The organism is Streptomyces sp. R302, from assembly GCF_012927245.1.
Taxonomy (GTDB): Bacteria; Actinomycetota; Actinomycetes; order Streptomycetales; family Streptomycetaceae; genus Streptomyces.
Map to the genome: position 1 here is coordinate 786,676 of NZ_JABBGE010000001.1, position 14,889 is coordinate 801,564.

14 protein-coding genes and 1 pseudogene are annotated in these 14,889 nt (G+C 73.2%); 7 read left to right on the forward strand and 8 right to left on the reverse strand.

Annotated elements, in window-relative coordinates:
• Positions 1-57: 57 nt before the first annotated feature.
• Positions 58-915, reverse strand: a complete 858-nt coding sequence (map, locus tag HHL19_RS03660) for a type I methionyl aminopeptidase (protein ID WP_169085406.1) — start codon at positions 913-915, stop codon at positions 58-60.
• 61 nt (positions 916-976) lie between these two features.
• Between map and HHL19_RS03665 the strand changes: the two genes are divergently transcribed.
• Positions 977-1,207, forward strand: coding sequence for a hypothetical protein (locus HHL19_RS03665; RefSeq protein ID WP_169085408.1), 231 nt, complete (start codon positions 977-979; stop codon positions 1,205-1,207).
• Between the two features lie 43 nt (positions 1,208-1,250).
• Here the strand turns inward: HHL19_RS03665 and HHL19_RS03670 are convergent, their stop codons facing one another.
• Positions 1,251-2,534, reverse strand: coding sequence for an MFS transporter (locus tag HHL19_RS03670; protein WP_169085410.1), 1,284 nt, complete (start codon positions 2,532-2,534; stop codon positions 1,251-1,253).
• Positions 2,535-2,978: 444 nt separating this feature from the next.
• Positions 2,979-3,557, reverse strand: coding sequence for a TetR/AcrR family transcriptional regulator (locus HHL19_RS03675; protein WP_169085412.1), 579 nt, complete (start codon positions 3,555-3,557; stop codon positions 2,979-2,981).
• A gap of 90 nt (positions 3,558-3,647) precedes the next feature.
• Between HHL19_RS03675 and HHL19_RS03680 the strand changes: the two genes are divergently transcribed.
• From HHL19_RS03680 to HHL19_RS03690, 3 genes and pseudogenes are all read left to right on the forward strand, one after another.
• On the forward strand, positions 3,648-4,094 hold the full coding sequence (locus tag HHL19_RS03680; protein ID WP_169085414.1) for a DUF1772 domain-containing protein: 447 nt from the start codon (positions 3,648-3,650) through the stop codon (positions 4,092-4,094).
• A gap of 26 nt (positions 4,095-4,120) precedes the next feature.
• Positions 4,121-4,546 carry a DUF4267 domain-containing protein gene (locus HHL19_RS03685; RefSeq protein ID WP_169085416.1) on the forward strand — a complete coding sequence of 142 codons (426 nt, stop codon included), beginning with the start codon at positions 4,121-4,123 and terminating at the stop codon, positions 4,544-4,546.
• Between the two features lie 73 nt (positions 4,547-4,619).
• Positions 4,620-5,593 (forward strand): annotated as a pseudogene (locus HHL19_RS03690) (IS5 family transposase).
• Between the two features lie 338 nt (positions 5,594-5,931).
• Here the strand turns inward: HHL19_RS03690 and HHL19_RS03695 are convergent.
• Positions 5,932-6,531 (reverse strand): hypothetical protein, encoded by a 600-nt coding sequence (locus HHL19_RS03695; protein ID WP_169085420.1) that lies wholly within the window; start codon positions 6,529-6,531, stop codon positions 5,932-5,934.
• Between the two features lie 92 nt (positions 6,532-6,623).
• Between HHL19_RS03695 and npdG the strand changes: the two genes are divergently transcribed.
• Both npdG and HHL19_RS03705 read left to right on the forward strand, forming a co-directional pair.
• On the forward strand, positions 6,624-7,331 hold the full coding sequence (npdG, locus tag HHL19_RS03700) for an NADPH-dependent F420 reductase (RefSeq protein ID WP_169085422.1): 708 nt from the start codon (positions 6,624-6,626) through the stop codon (positions 7,329-7,331).
• Between the two features lie 101 nt (positions 7,332-7,432).
• Complete coding sequence (locus tag HHL19_RS03705; RefSeq protein WP_169085424.1) at positions 7,433-7,639, forward strand: hypothetical protein; 207 nt, start codon at positions 7,433-7,435, stop codon at positions 7,637-7,639.
• 18 nt (positions 7,640-7,657) lie between these two features.
• On the opposite strand, the gene HHL19_RS03710 is transcribed toward HHL19_RS03705, so the two are convergent.
• Complete coding sequence (locus tag HHL19_RS03710; protein ID WP_169086283.1) at positions 7,658-8,452, reverse strand: site-2 protease family protein; 795 nt, start codon at positions 8,450-8,452, stop codon at positions 7,658-7,660.
• Positions 8,453-8,574: 122 nt separating this feature from the next.
• Here HHL19_RS03710 and HHL19_RS03715 point away from each other — a divergent pair, with 122 nt between their 5' ends.
• Positions 8,575-11,910: a BTAD domain-containing putative transcriptional regulator gene (locus tag HHL19_RS03715; RefSeq protein WP_169085426.1), complete on the forward strand. Its 3,336-nt coding sequence runs from the start codon at positions 8,575-8,577 to the stop codon at positions 11,908-11,910.
• 24 nt (positions 11,911-11,934) lie between these two features.
• On the opposite strand, the gene HHL19_RS03720 is transcribed toward HHL19_RS03715, so the two are convergent.
• From HHL19_RS03720 to panB, 3 genes are all read right to left on the reverse strand, one after another.
• On the reverse strand, positions 11,935-12,792 hold the full coding sequence (locus tag HHL19_RS03720; RefSeq protein WP_169085428.1) for an ABC transporter permease: 858 nt from the start codon (positions 12,790-12,792) through the stop codon (positions 11,935-11,937).
• On the reverse strand, positions 12,789-13,781 hold the full coding sequence (locus HHL19_RS03725) for an ATP-binding cassette domain-containing protein (protein WP_169085430.1): 993 nt from the start codon (positions 13,779-13,781) through the stop codon (positions 12,789-12,791). Before HHL19_RS03725 ends, HHL19_RS03720 begins: the two co-directional genes overlap by 4 nt.
• A gap of 166 nt (positions 13,782-13,947) precedes the next feature.
• A complete protein-coding gene (gene panB, locus HHL19_RS03730; RefSeq protein ID WP_169085432.1) occupies positions 13,948-14,811 on the reverse strand; it encodes a 3-methyl-2-oxobutanoate hydroxymethyltransferase in 864 nt (287 codons plus the stop codon).
• Between the last annotated feature and the right edge of the window lie 78 nt (positions 14,812-14,889).

Consider the following 14,889-nt stretch of genomic DNA (forward strand, 5'->3'; position numbering starts at 1 on the left):
CCTAAGTCAACTGGTTTCCCGACGACCTGTCGGTAAAGGTTGTACCCCCGAGGGGGGTCAGGGCAACGTAAGGATGTCCGCTCCCGTCTCGGTGACCACAAGGGTGTGCTCGAACTGCGCGGTCCGCTTGCGGTCCTTGGTCACCACGGTCCAGCCGTCGTCCCACATGTCGTACTCGTGGGTGCCGAGGGTCAGCATCGGCTCGATCGTGAAGGTCATGCCGGGCTGGATGACGGTGGTGTGGTGGGGCGAGTCGTAGTGCGGCACGATCAGCCCGGAGTGGAACGACGTGTTGATGCCGTGCCCGGTGAAGTCCCGCACCACGCCGTAGCCGAAGCGCTTGGCGTACGACTCGATGACCCGGCCGATGATGTTGATCTGGCGGCCCGGCTTCACCGCCTTGATCGCGCGGTTCAGCGACTCCCGGGTGCGCTCGACGAGCAGCCGCGACTCCTCGTCGACGTCGCCGCAGAGGTAGGTGGCGTTGTTGTCGCCGTGGACGCCGCCGATGTACGCCGTCACGTCCAGGTTCACGATGTCGCCGTCGCGCAGCACCGTGGAGTCCGGGATGCCGTGGCAGATGACCTCGTTGACCGAGGCGCACAGCGACTTGGGGAAGCCCCGGTAGCCCAGGGTCGACGGATAGGCGCCGTGGTCGCACATGTACGCGTGCGCGACCCGGTCGAGCTCGTCGGTGGTGACGCCCGGGGCGATGAGCTTGGCGGCCTCCTCCATCGCCTGCGCGGCGATGCGGCCGGCGATCCGCATCCGTTCGATCGTGTCGGAGTCCTGCACCTCGGGCCCCGTGTACGGGGTGGGGGCGGGCTTTCCGACGTACTCGGGGCGACGGATCGAGCCCGGGACGGAGCGGGTGGGGGAGAGCTCCCCCGGTACGAGAAGCGACTGGCCAGACATGCCAGCGAGTCTAACGACCGTGTCTGGGGCAGCATGGTCCCGAAGGAAGGAGCCGACGACCATGGCCCTGTTCAAGAAGCGCACGGCCGGAAAGCCGGGCGAGTGGTACTACTGCCTGGAACACAAGAAGGTCGAGGAAGGGCCCGAATGCCCGGCGAAGAACCGATTCGGCCCCTACGCCACCCGTGAGGAGGCCTCGCACGCCATGGAGACCGCCCGCGAGCGGAACCTGGAGTGGGAGACCGACCCCCGCTGGCACGACAAGCCGGGCCCGGTGGAGGACCAGGACTGACGGCGCCGGGCGGCGGCCGGCCCCCGGCCCCGCCCCGCCCCGGTCACATCGCCACTGCCGCCGCTTCCTGGTGGGCCTTGCGGCGCAGCGCGTCCTCGTCGGTGTCGGAGTCGTAGCGGAGCAGCTTCGGCAGGGTCAGGCAGAGCAGGCCGACCGAGGCCACGCAGGCGACGCCGCCCGCCCAGACGGCGGTACGGGTGCCGGTCCATCCGGCCATCACGCCCGCCCGCACCTGGCCGAGCTGCGGGCCCACGCTGTACGAGAGCACCTCGATGCCCGCGAGCCGGCCGCGCAGTTCCTCCGGGATCGTCTGGTTCCAGATCGTCGAGCGCCCGAGCCCGCTCAGCATGTCGCCGGCGCCCGCGAACGCCAGGCACAGCAGAACCGCCCACACGTTCCCGAACCAGCCCGCGCCCGCGATCGCGAGCCCCCAGCCGGCGGCGCCGCCGGCCACGAGCAGCCCGTGCCGCCGCACCTTGGAGGTCCAGCCGCTGGTCAGCCCGAGGACCAGGGAGCCGACGGAGCCGGCCGCGTACATGAGGCCGAGGGACCAGGGGGCGTCCAGCTCGTCCGCGAGGAAGGGGAAGACCGCGTTCGGGAAGGCGAAGACCATGGCGGCCAGGTCGATCGCGTACGTGCCCAGCAGCACCGGGCGCGACCAGGCGTACCGGGCGCCCTCGGCGATCGACCGGAGCGACGGCTTCTCCGCGTCGTGCGCGGGCGGGGCGGGGGAGAGGCGCCGGCACATCAGGACCGACACGGCGAAGCCGGCGAGCGTCACCGTGTACGCCGGGGCGTGGCCCGCGTAGGCCACCACGACGCCCGCGACCGACGGGCCCGCGACGGCCCCGATCTGCCAGCGCAGCGAATTCAGCGCGGCCGCCGCGGTCTGCTGCTCGTGCGGCACGATCCGCGCCAGCAGCGAGTCCAGGGCGGGCCGCTGGAGCCCGGCGAGCGCGGACACGCCCGCCGCGACCACGTACAAAGGCCACAGCAGGGGGCGGGGGAGCAGCGAGTTCAGCAGCAGCAACAGGGCGAGCACCCCGAGCCCCGCCTCCGTCCCGACGATCACCTGCCGCCGGTCCACCGCGTCCGCCAGCGCCCCGCCGTACAGCCCGAACACCACGAGCGGCACCAGCTCCACGGCGCCCATCGCGCCCACGGCGAGCGGCGAGTCCGTCAGCTCCTTGATCTGCAGCGGCAGCGCCACCATCGCCATGGCGCTGGCGAAGTACGTGACCAGCCCCTGCCCCCACAGCAGCCGGAAGTCACGGGAGGAGCGCCACGGCGCCGTATCGGGAAGCACGGCCCCAAGCCGCGAACGCAAGGAAGAACCCACGGCCGCCCATGCTCCGCCCACCCCCACCCCAGAGCAACCGATTTCCCCCGCCCCCGGGCCGCCCCCGGACAGGCCCCCACCGGTTCCGCCGCCCACCCTGCGCCGCCGCCCCCAGGCCGCCCCGCCAGGGCGGTGCCCACCCCGCGCCCGTCGTCCCCGTGGGCATACGTCCCGCTGGGGCGGTGCCCAGCCGCAGGCCCGGCGCGCGGGGCCTGGCCCTGGCACGCGCCCGCACCCGTCGTCCCTGTGGGCATACGTCCCGCCAGGGCGCGTATCGGGTCGCGATCAATGAGCATCGCAGCTTCCGGAGCGGGTGCCGGCCTGGGGCACGGGGCCCGGCGATCTGCGGCTGCGCCGTGTGGACGCGAGTGACCGGAAGCGTTGCCGCAGGCAGCGGCCGGGACCCGGCTGCGTGCCCGCCGGGACGGTGTTTCAGACCACGGCGAGCCGGTCCACCAGCAGCTCCACCCTCGGCTCGGCGTCCTCCGGCGGCAACCGTCCCGCCCGGGTCAGGGTCGCAAGGCCGTGCAGGGACGCCCAGAACACCTCGGTGAACAGCCCCGGGTGGACACCGTCCCCGGCGACCTCGCCCAGGCTCTCCAGCAGCGCGGCGAAGGCGTCCTTCAGCGGCTCCGGGGTGTCCTCCTGCGCGTACGCCAGGCCGCCGTCGAGCTGGAACAAGGCGTCGTAGACCGCCGGGTTGCGTGCGGCGAAGTCGAGGTAGGCGCGGGCGAGCGCGGCGACCCGCTCGCGCGGGCCGTCCGCGGCGGAGGTCGTGGCACGCACCGCCGCGGCCAACTCGGCAGCGCCCTCCAGGGCGACGGCGCCGATGATCTCCCGCTTGCCGCGGAAGTGGCTGTAGAGGACGGGCTGGCTGTACTCGATGCGCTCGGCGAGCCGGCGGGTTGTGACCGCGTCCCAGCCCTGCTGCTCGGCGAGTTCGCGGGCTGTCGCCACGATGAGGCGCTCGCGCTCCGCCCGTTCGCGCTGCTTGCGTTCTTGTACCGACATGACTCGAATCCTAGCATCGCTAGACAATCGAGCGGGAGCAGCACTAGCGTTGCCTCATCATCTAGCAGCGCTAGCTCCCAGGGGGGCGTCATGCTCAACGCACTCGAGGTGTTCACCACCGTGATCGTCGGCTTGATGGTGGGGGTGGAGTTCTCCGTCGCCTTCGTCATGAACCGGATCTTCAACGCCCTCCCCGAGGACAGTGGCCAGCTCGCCCGCGCCCACGGGGGCCGGATGCTCGGCGCCCTCATGCCGTTCTGGTACATCGGCTCGCTCGTCCTCAGCGTGGTCTGGGCCATCGCCGGATGGGACCGCCCCGGCGCCGGACTCGTCGTCACTGCCGCCGCGCTGCTGATCGTGAGCGTGATCATGTCGCTCCTGCTGCTCGTCCCGATCAACAACCGGGGCAAGACGTGGACCCCCGAGAACCCGCCCGCGGACTGGAAGGAGCAGATGAACCGCTGGGACCGCTACCACTACGTCCGCGTCGCCGTCATCGTCGCCGCCTTCGCCTTCCTGGTCACCGCCCTCGTCTGAGCCCGATACCCACAAGGAGAAGAACAGTGTCGCTGAAGAAGATCAACACCGTCCTGGCCTCCGCCTTCATCCTCTTCATCCTCTGGTTCGGGTCGGAGTTCATCCTGCGCCCGGAGACGGTGGCGCCGGGCTTCGGCCTGCCGAGCTGGCCGTCCGGCGACGGCGGCGGCTTCCTGATCGTCAAGGGAACCCGCGACGTCGTCATGGCCCTGGTACTGGGTGTCCTGCTGCTGGCAGGTCACCGCCGGGCGCTGGGCTGGGCGATGCTGGTCGAGGCCCTCGCCGCGTACGGGGACATGGCCAACGTGTTGGCCCACCACGGCTCCGTGGCCACCGCGCTCGGCGTCCACGGCCTGACCGCGACACTGATGGTGGTCAACGGCCTGCTGATAATGCGCGAGACCCGCAAGGTCGCGGCTGCTCCGGCAACGCGCGCCCCGCAGCCCGCCTAGGGAGCGTATCGAGTCGTGATCAATCTGCGGGATGCGGCTTCGTGGCACGGTCTGGCCCGGTAGACCGTCTTGTATGACGCGAGTGCAACTGACCGACCCGGAGTGGGAGTTCATCGGGCCGTACCTGCCGATCGGCGAGTACGGCCCGTACCCGGGGCGGCTGCGGCAGCAGTTCGAGGGCGTGATCTGGCGGTTCAAGACGGGCGGGCAGTGGCGGGAGATGCCGACGGAGTTCGGTGCATGGTCGACCGTCCACAACCGCTTCCGGCAGTGGCGTGACGCCGGGGTCTTCGAGGCCCTGCTGGAGGGCCTGATCGCGGAAGCCGCGAAGCGCGGTGAGGTGGACCTGTCCCTGGTCAGCATCGACTCCACCACCGCCCGTGCCCACCACGACGCGGCCGGGATGCACCTCGACGAGGATGTCGTCACCGCTCTGGAGAAAGCCGCCGCCGAGGAGGAGAAGGCCAGGCCAAAGGGGGCGGGCTCGAAGAACCAAGAGGGCAGGAGGCCGAAAGCGATCCCGCGCGGGAAGAACGACGACGCGTCCGGCGCCGGCGGAAACTCCGGCTGAAGGCCGCCCTCCTCGGACGCTCCAGGGGCAGGCAGACCGGCAAGGTCCACCTCGCCGCCGACCGCAAGTGCCGCCCGCTGGCGTTCATCCTGACCGCGGGCCAGGCGGCGGACAGCCCACAGTTCATCCCCGTCCTGAAGAAGGTGCGGGTGCGCGGGCCCGTCGGCCGCCCCCGCACCAGGCCGGACGCAGTCGCCGGAGACAAGGCTTACTCGTCTCGCGGCAACCGTGGCCACCTGCGCAAACGTCGCATCAAGGCGGTCATCCCGGAGAAGAAGGACCAGGCCGCCAACCGGAAGAAGAAGGGCAGTGGGGGCGGCCGGCCCGTCAGTCACGACACCGAGCTCTACAAGGAACGGAACACCGTCGAGCAGGCGATCGACAGGATGAAGGCATGGCGAGGCATCGCCACCCGCTACGACAAGACCCCGGGGAGCTACCTCGCCGGCCTCCACCTCCGCGCCTCCATGATCTGAATCAAGGACCTCGCACGAGCAGCACCTTGATCACAACCGAATACGCTCCCTAGGGCGGGACGGGTGGGCACAGGGACGGTGCCCTCTGCCGCGCCTCGGCTTCCTGCGCCTGGACCCGCACCCGATGTACGGCTCCGTACCGGTGCGGGTTCAGGCGCAGGTGCGGAGGCACCCGCACAGGGTGCCGTTCCGTTGTGCCCACCCTCCCCCAAGCTCTCGGCTTCGCTCGAGCAGGGGGGACCCCCATCGCCCTAGCGGAACGTATGCCCACAACGGAACGGCGGCGGCGGGTGGGCGCCGCCCTGGCGGGACCGCGGCCCGCTACGGGTGTGGCGGGGTTACCAGCGGGGTGGGGGTGGGGAGGTCAGGTGGTTGGTCAGGAGGGAGAGGCGGTGGCGGAGGCGGAGGCCTCGGGGCGCGGGGAGGCGGTTCTCGCCGGCCGCCGCGCTCACGAGGTGCTGGACCGTGTCCAGGTCCAGGCCCTCGTCCTCCGTCACCGAGAGCGCTTCGTGCGCCAGGCCCCGCACCTCCTCGTCGCCCCCGTCGAGCGACAGCACCGTCGCCCCCGCCCGCCGCGCGTCGTGCACCCGCTGCAGCAGGTCGTCCTCCGGCCGCGCCGGTGCCACGACGAGGAGGGCCGTGCCCCGGCCCGCCGCCGCCAGGCGGCCCAGGCCCACCGCCAGGTGCGGCGGGTCGCCGGGCCTGGCCCGGTGGCGTACCAGGGTGGGGGCCAGCTCCGGAAGGCCCGACCAGGCCGCCTCGTCCACCAGGTGCGCCGCCAGGTGCCACGGCTCGTACGCCTCCGTGCCCACGAGCAGCAGCGCCCCCCGCCGCGGCGCCACCGACGCCCGCAGCGCCCCGGCGAAGCGGCGCGCGGCCGCCGGCCACTCCGTCCCGGCGAGCACTTCCCGCAGCAACGCGACCCGTACGGCATCCATGGCGCCGCATCCTGCCCCAGCGGACGCCCGCGCGCGGCCGGTTGCCCCCGATCCACCCGAACGGGTCCCGAACCGGTCGGTAGGGTCGGGCCATGACTGACTCGACCGACTCGACTTCCCCCCGTTCCCCCAGGGACCCCTGGGACCTGCCCGACGTCTCCGGGCTCGTCGTCGGCGTCCTCGGCGGCACCGGCGACCAGGGCCGCGGCCTCGCCTACCGCCTCGCCGCCGCCGGCCAGCAGGTGATCATCGGCTCTCGCGCCGCCGACCGCGCCGAGGCCGTCGCCGCCGAGATCGGCCACGGCGTCGAGGGCGCCGACAACGCCGAGTGCGCCCGCCGCAGCGACGTCGTCATCGTCGCCGTGCCGTGGGACGGCCACGCCAAGACCCTGGAGTCGCTGCGCGCCGAGCTCGCCGGCAAGCTCGTCGTCGACTGCGTCAACCCGCTCGGCTTCGACAAGAAGGGCGCCTACGCCCTCAAGCCCGAGGAGGGCTCCGCCGCCGAGCAGGCCGCCGCGCTGCTCCCGGACTCCCGGGTCGCCGCCGCCTTCCACCACCTCTCCGCCGTCCTCCTCAAGGACACCTCGATCGCCGAGATCGACACCGACGTCATGGTCCTCGGCGAGCAGCGCGCCGACGTCGAGATCGTGCAGGCGCTGGCCGGCCGCATCCCCGGCATGCGCGGCGTCTTCGCGGGCCGGCTCCGCAACGCCCACCAGGTCGAGTCCCTCGTCGCCAACCTGATCTCGGTGAACCGCCGCTACAAGGCCCACGCGGGCATCCGCATCACCGACATCTGAGCGACTCCCGCGCCCCGGGGCGGAGCCGGAGAACGGACGCTTCGGGGCATGGGGGACACTGGTGGGGCACCGTCTGCCGTACCCGACAGGAGCCGACCCCCATGCCCCGTCTCGCCCTCTACGCCCTCGTGGTCTGCGCCCTGGCCGTCGCCGCGGCCGTGATCTCCTTCGTCAACGGCAGCTTCATCGGCATCGTCTGGGTCCTCCTCGCCGGCCTCTCCTCCAACATGGCCTGGTACTACCTCCGCCGCGCGAAGGCGGAGAAGGAGGAGAAGGCGGAGACGGCGGCAGAGGCAGAGGCCGTCTAGAGCCCGTCCAGAGGCCGTCTAGACCGGGCAGGCCGCCGGGGTGCCCTCCCAGAAGCGGAAGAGCGCCGAGCCGCAGGCGCGGTCGAGGCCGTCGACGCCCAGCGCCCGCATCAGCGCGTCGACCGCGTCGAAGAAGGCGCCGTTGACGACCGGCACGAAGAGCAGCGCGATCACCACGAAGAAGCCGTACGGCGCGTACGGCTCGATCCGCCGCTTCAGCCCGTACGACAGCCAGGGCTCCGCGATCCCGTAGCCGTCGAGCCCCGGCACCGGCAGCAGGTTCAGGAGCGCCGCCGTCACCTGGAGGAACGCCAGGAACGCCAGCGCGTACCGGAAGGCCGCCGGCACCCCGTCGAGCGTGCCCAGCCAGAACGGCGCCGTGCACACCACCGCGAACAGCACGTTCGCCAGCGGGCCCGCCGCCGAGATCAGACTGTGCTTCCAGCGGCCCTTGATCCGGCCCTGCTCGATGAAGACCGCGCCGCCCGGCAGACCGATCCCGCCCATGATCACGAAGAGCACGGGAAGCACCACGCTGAGGACGGCGTGGGTGTACGCGAACGGGTTCAGGCTCAGGTACCCCTTGGCGCCCACCGTGACGTCCCCGCCGTGCAGGGCCGTGCGGGCGTGCGCGTACTCGTGCAGACAGAGCGAGACGACCCACGCCGAGGTCACGAAGAGGAAGACCGCCACCCCGGGCAGCGCGGCGAAGTCCGTCCACACCGCCCATCCGGTGACCGCCATGACGGCGAGCACCGCCAGGAAGACGGGACTGATCCGGCGCTCCTCGCGGCGGACGGCGGCCGAACTCATCATGGGCTCCCCCCGATCCGGAACAGGCTGTGGTGGTGCGAGAACGTACCGCTCGCGGCCCCGGTTCCCCGTGACCTCCCCCGCCGCCCGGCGCACGCGGGGCGCTCGCGGAGAATGGGGGAGTGCGTTACTGCCTCCTGGGACCGACCCGTGTGCTGAGCGCCGACGGCGGCGAGCTGCCCGTCGGCGGGCCGCGCGTCCGCGCCCTGCTCACCGCCCTCGCCCTCCGGCCCGGCCGCGCCGTGCCGGTGGCCGTGCTCGTCGACGAGGTCTGGCACGGCGACGAGCCGCCCGCCGACGCCGTCGCCGCGCTCCAGGCGCTGGCCGGCCGGCTCAGGAAGGCGCTCGGCAGGGACCGGGTCCCGTCCGCCGACGGGGGCGGCTACCGGCTCGGCGCGGCCCGCGAGGACGTCGACCTCTACCGCTTCGAACGGCTCGCCGCCGACGGCTCCGCCGCCCTCGCCGCCGGGGACCCGGGCCGGGCCGCGACCCTCCTCGACGAGGCCCTGGGCCTCTGGGCCGGGCCCGCCCTCGCCGACCTGCCCGACCGGCACGCCGAGGCCGCCCGCTGGGAGGCCCGCCGCCTGGACGCCCGGCGCGGCCGGCTCGACGCCGCGCTCGCCCTCGGCCGGGCCGCCGACGCCCTCCCCGAGCTCACCGCCCTCTGCGCCGACCGGCCGCTCGACGAGCCCCTCCAGGCCCTGCGGATCCGCGCCCTGCGCGACACCGGCCGCGCCGCCGAGGCCCTCGCCGCGTACGAGGAGGTCCGCCGGACGCTCGCCGACCGGCTCGGCGCCGACCCGGGCCCCGCACTGCGCGCCCTCCACGAGCGGCTGCTCACGGCCGAAGCGAAGGACCCCGCCCCCACCCCGGTACGCAGGACCGCCCCCGCCCCCGCTCCCGCCGCCGCCCCCGCCCCCGCCCCCGCTCCCGGCAATCTGCGGGCCCGGCTCACCTCCTTCGTCGGCCGCGAGGAGGAGATCACCGCACTCCGCCACGATCTGGGCACCGCCCGGCTCGTGACCCTCCTCGGGCCCGGCGGCGCCGGCAAGACCCGGCTCTCCCAGGAGGCGGCCGAGCGGGCCGCCGGTGCCTGGCCCGACGGCGTCTGGGTCGCCGAACTCGCCCCGGTCCGCGACCCGGAGGCCGTCCCCGAAGCCGTCCTCGCCGCCCTCGGCGCCCGCGAGACCGTGCTGCGCGGCGCCGGCGCCGAGGAGCTCCGCGCCGGCGGCGACCCCCTGCACCGCCTCGTGGAGCACTGCGCGGGGCGGCGGATGCTGCTGCTCCTGGACAACTGCGAGCACCTGGTGGACGCGGCGGCCCGGCTCGCGGAGACGGTCCTGGCCGGCTGTCCCGGCGTACGGGTCCTCGCGACCAGCCGGGAGCCGCTCGGCGTGCCGGGGGAGCGGCTGCGGCCGCTCGGTCCGCTGCCGGAGGAGACGGCGCTGCGGCTGCTCGCCGAGCGGGGCGCGGCGGCGCGGCCCGGTTTCGACGTGGCCGGGGACCCGGAGGCGGCGGCGGAGATCGTGCGGCGGCTCGACGGGCTGCCGCTGGCGATCGAGCTGGCGGCGGCGCGGCTGCGGCTGCTGTCGCCCCGGCAGATCGCGGACCGGCTCGACGACCGCTTCCGGCTGCTGACCTCGGGCGCGCGGACGGTGCTGCCCCGTCAGCAGACGCTGCGGGCGGTGGTGGACTGGTCGTGGGAGCTGCTCGAAGGGCCGGAGCGGGCGGTGCTGCGGCGGCTCGCCGTCTTCACCGGCGGCTGCGACCTGGAGGCGGCCGAGGCGGTCTGCGCGGGCGCGGAGCGGACGGACGTCCTCGACGTGCTCGGCGCGCTGGTCGACAAGTCGCTGGTGGTGTCGGCGCCGGAGGAGTCCGGGATGCGGTTCCGGCTCCTGGAGACGGTGGCCGAGTACGCGGGGGAGCGGCTCGACGAGGCCGGGGAGCGGGCGGCCGTCGAGCGGGCCCACCTCACGTACTACCGCGAGCTCGCCCGTACCACCGACCCGGGACTGCGCGGATCGGGCCAGCTCGCCGCCATGGTCCGGCTCGACGCCGAGTACGGCAACCTCCGCACCGGGCTCGCCCGGGCCGTCGCCGCCGGCGACGAGGACGAGGCCCTGGTCCTCGTCCACGCCCTGCTCTGGTACTGGCAGTTGCGCGACCTGCGCTCCGACGCCCTCCAGTCGGTCCGGGCCGTCGCCGCCCTCGGACCCGACCCCTTCACCCCGCCCGCCGCGCCGCTCGTCCCGCTCGCCGAACCGTGCACGGCCGCCCCGCCGCCGCTCTCCGAGGAGCAGCGCTGGGAGGCGCGGCGCGGGGTGCGGCTCGTCGAGCTGATCAACATGGACCACGAGGCGGACCGGTGGACGAGTCCCGAGGGCCAGGCCCGGCTCCGCGAGATCACCGCCGTCTACCGGCCCGGGCTGCCGCAGACCTGCCGGCTCCCCGGCTCCTTCGCGGTCTTCGCCGTGCTCATCATGGGCGAGCCCGAGCGGCTGCACGAGCTCCTCGACGTCACCGTGGAGGCGTGCCGACGATACGGGTACGCGTGGGAGCTCGCCCACATCCTGCAGGTGCGCGCCAACATGCGGGCCAACCGGGGCCAGTGGGCCGACCTCGCGATCGCGGACGCCGACGAGAGCCTGGCCCTCTTCGAGGAGCTCGGGGACGCCTGGGGAGCCGCCGAGGCGCTCTCCGCCCGGGGCGAGGCCCACGAGCGGCAGCTCTCCTACGACGCGGCGTCCCGGGACTTCGCCGCCGCCATCGGCTACGCGGAGAAGATCGGGGCGCCCTCGCAGCGGAGCCTGCTGCGGGCCCGGTACGCCGACACGCTGATCGAGGCGGGCCGGATCGAGGACGGCGAGGCGATCCTGCGGGAGATCCTGGACGATCCCGCCACGGGCCACGAACCGCAGCTCGGCGCGCGCCTGTTCCTCGCGCTCGCGCTGGGCAGGACGGGCAGGACCGCCGAGGCCCGCACCCATCTGACGGTGCTCCTGGCGGAGTTCGGCAGCGAGACCCTCGCCGTCTTCCAGGGGTTCATGCTCGGCACCCTGGCCTGGATCGACGTCCTGGAGGGGAAGTACGCCGACGGGCTCGCGCGGGTCACCGCGGCGTACCGGCGGTCCCTGGGCCCGCTGTCGATGATGGTGGTGCCGCAGATGCCCGGGGTCCATCTGGTCGTCGGGGCCTGGGCGCTCGCCGGGCTCGGGGGCGAGGCGGCCAGGACGGCGGCCCTGCTCCTCGGCGCGCGCGACGCCCTCGTGCCCGAGGGGCACCGGGAGCCGGGCCTGGAGCGGGAGAACCTGGCACGGGCGACCGGCCTTGCCCGCGCGGTCCTCGGCGCGGACGCCTTCGAGGCCGCGCACGCCGAAGGCGGCGGCCTCTCCCCCGAGGAGGCCGCCGCCCTGCTCGGCAGCGCCGCCGACGCGATCAGTGGGCGCGCCGAGTCCTGAGCCCCCGTCACCGGGGGTGCCGGCTCAGGTCTTCTTGCGGAACTTGGCGACCGCGAGCGGCGCCGTGACGAGGGTGATGGCCAGCGACCAGCCCAGCGTCATCCACACGGAGTGGGCGACCGCGCCGCCGTTCATGAGGGCGCGGGCGGCGTCCGCGAGGTTCGACAGCGGGTTGTAGTCCGTGAAGGTCTCCAGCCAGCCGGGCATCGTCGCCGTCGGGGCGAAGATCGAGGAGCCGAACTGGAGCGGCATCAGGACCATCATCGCCACGCCCTGCACCGCCTGCGCGGTCTTCACGGTCAGACCGATCAGGATGAAGATCCACATCAGCGAGGCGCCGAAGACCATCGACAGGCCGATGGCGGCGAACAGGTGGAGCACCGAGGTGTGGATCGTCAGGCCCAGCAGGAAGCTCATGCCGAGCAGGATCGCGGTGGCGATCAGCATCCGGCCGATCTCGACGACGATCTTGGCGATGAGGACCGAGGAGCGGGCGATCGGCATCGTCCGGAACCGGTCCATCACCCCCTTCTTGAAGTCGTCGTTGATGCCCACGCCGACGGCCATGGCGATGTTCATGCCCATCATCGCCATCAGGCCGGGCGCCACGTAGTTCACATAGGCGTCGTTGTTGCCCTTGCCGGCGATCGCGCCGCCGAAGACGTACACGAAGAGCAGGATGAAGATGATCGGCATGAACACGGCGTCGAACATCGACTCCGGGTCCTGCTTGATCTGGAGGGCGTTGCGCCGGGCGAGCGCGCCGATGTGGCGGAGGTTGGCCCGCAGGCCGATGCGGCCGTCGTCGCCGGTGCGGACCGGACGGGCGGGGGCCCGGTCCGGGGTGCCGGCGGGGGACTGGGTGACCGTGGTCGTGCTCACGCGGCGACCTCCTCGCGGATCGCGTCGGAGTCGGCGGTCCTCTGGCCGGTGATGGCCAGGAACACCTCGTCCAGACTGGGCAGATGGGTGCCGATGTCGGCGATGCCGAAGCCGCGCGCGCCGAGCAGCGCGACCACGGCCGTCAGCTGCTGGTCGGTGAGGATCGGCACGTACAGCGCGCCCTCGTCGGGCACCACGGTCGCGCCGGCGACGCCGTCGAGACCGGTCTCGCGGAGCGCGGCCGCCATCGCGGGCAGCTGCTCCGGGTCGAGCGGGCGGACCTTCAGGGTGCGGCCGCCGACCTTCGCCTTGAGCTCGTCCACCTCGCCCCGGGCGATGACCTTGCCCCGGTCGACGACGGTCAGCTCGCTCGCGAGCTGCTCCGCCTCCTCCATGTACTGGGTGGTGAGGAGGACGGTGACGCCCTCGGAGACCATCCGCTTCACCTCGTCCCACACCTCGTTGCGGGTGCGGGGGTCGAGGCCGGTGGTCGGCTCGTCCAGGTAGAGCACGGCCGGCTGCCCGATCATGGAGGCGGCGAGGTCGAGGCGGCGCCGCATGCCGCCGGAGTAGTTCATCGCCGGGCGCTTGGCGGCCTCGGTGAGGGAGAAGCGCTCCAGCATCTCGTCGGCGCGGCGGCGGGCGTCCGCGCGGGACAGGTCGAGCAGCCGCCCGATCATGTACAGGTTCTCGAAGCCGGAGAGCTTCTCGTCGACGGAGGCGTACTGGCCGGTGAGGCCGATGGTGCGGCGCAGCTGGCGGGGCTGGCGCACCACGTCGTAGCCGGCGACGGTGGCGGTCCCGGCGTCCGGGACGAGGAGGGTGGAGAGGCAGCGGACGAGGGTGGTCTTCCCGGCGCCGTTGGGCCCGAGGACCCCGAGGACGGTGCCCTCGCGGACCTCCAGATCGACCCCGTCCAGGGCCTTGGTCTCGCCGAAGTGCTTCACGAGGCCCCGGACCTCGACGGCGTTGGTCTGTGATCGCGTCATGCCCCTCATGGAACAGGCCGCCACTGACAGCCCTCCGACAGCCCTCCGACAGCCCTCCGACAGACGGCCTACAGGCGGCCTGCAGGTGGGCTACAGGCGGTCTGCGGACGGGCGACAGCCCGCCGATGGGGGAAGTCGGCGGGCTGTCGGTGGTGCCGGAGGTGGCCTAGTGGAAGGTGTGCTCCTCGGCGGGGAAGGCCCCGCCGGCCACGTCCTCGGCGAAGGCGCGGGCGGCGTCGCCGAGCGTCTCGCGGAGGTTGGCGTACTGCTTGCTGAAGCGGGGCACCTTGCCGCCGGTGAGCCCGGCCATGTCGGTCCAGACGAGGACCTGGGCGTCGGTGTCGGGGCCCGCGCCGATGCCGATGACCGTGATGTCGAGCGAGCGGGTGATCTCGGCGGCCAGCTCGGCCGGGACCAGCTCCAGGACGAGCGCGAAGGCGCCCGCGTCCTGGGCGGCCTTGGCGTCGCGCAGCAGCCGGTGCGCGGCCTCGTCGGACCGGCCCTGCACCCGGTAGCCCATGGTGTTCACGGACTGCGGGGTGAGGCCCAGGTGCGACATGACGGGGATGCCGGCCTGGACCAGCAGCTCGGTCTGCGGCAGCGAGCGCTCGCCGCCCTCCAGCTTCACGGCCTGGACGCCCGCGTCCTTGATCAGCCGGGTGGCGCTGCGCAGGGCCTGGACGGGCCCTTCCTGGTACGAGCCGAAGGGCAGGTCGCCGACGACGAGGGCGCGCTTGGTGCCCCGGACGACGGCGGCGGAGAGGAGGGTCATCTCGTCCATCGTGACGGGCACGGTGGTGTCGTAGCCGAGGTGGCAGTTGCCCATGGAGTCGCCGACGAGGATCACCGGGATCCCGGCCTCGTCGAAGACGGAGGCGGTCATGGCGTCGTAGGCGGTGAGCATGGGCCACTTCTCGCCGCGGGTCTTGGCGGCGGCGATGTCGTGGACGGTGAGACGGCGCGAGCCCTTGCCTCCGTACAGCGTCTTCGTGCTGTCGGCGGGCGGTTTCTGGGCAGCCTGAAGCGTCATGGTGAACGGCTCCTTGTGTCATCTCGAGGCGCCCTGACGGCGTCCCCGGACCACATCCATGGTGGCACTTCGCCGGGT

Bases quoted from the DNA above. Each gene is read 5' to 3' on its own strand.
- HHL19_RS03725 (WP_169085430.1), bottom strand. From the start codon at position 13,781: ATGACGCGATCACAGACCAACGCCGTCGAGGTCCGGGGCCTCGTGAAG.
- HHL19_RS03695 (WP_169085420.1), bottom strand. From the start codon at position 6,531: ATGGATGCCGTACGGGTCGCGTTGCTGCGGGAAGTGCTCGCCGGGACG.
- map (WP_169085406.1), bottom strand. From the start codon at position 915: ATGTCTGGCCAGTCGCTTCTCGTACCGGGGGAGCTCTCCCCCACCCGC.
- panB (WP_169085432.1), bottom strand. From the start codon at position 14,811: ATGACGCTTCAGGCTGCCCAGAAACCGCCCGCCGACAGCACGAAGACG.
- HHL19_RS03665 (WP_169085408.1), top strand. From the start codon at position 977: ATGGCCCTGTTCAAGAAGCGCACGGCCGGAAAGCCGGGCGAGTGGTAC.
- npdG (WP_169085422.1), top strand. From the start codon at position 6,624: ATGACTGACTCGACCGACTCGACTTCCCCCCGTTCCCCCAGGGACCCC.
- HHL19_RS03675 (WP_169085412.1), bottom strand. From the start codon at position 3,557: ATGTCGGTACAAGAACGCAAGCAGCGCGAACGGGCGGAGCGCGAGCGC.
- HHL19_RS03710 (WP_169086283.1), bottom strand. From the start codon at position 8,452: ATGAGTTCGGCCGCCGTCCGCCGCGAGGAGCGCCGGATCAGTCCCGTC.
- HHL19_RS03680 (WP_169085414.1), top strand. From the start codon at position 3,648: ATGCTCAACGCACTCGAGGTGTTCACCACCGTGATCGTCGGCTTGATG.
- HHL19_RS03705 (WP_169085424.1), top strand. From the start codon at position 7,433: ATGCCCCGTCTCGCCCTCTACGCCCTCGTGGTCTGCGCCCTGGCCGTC.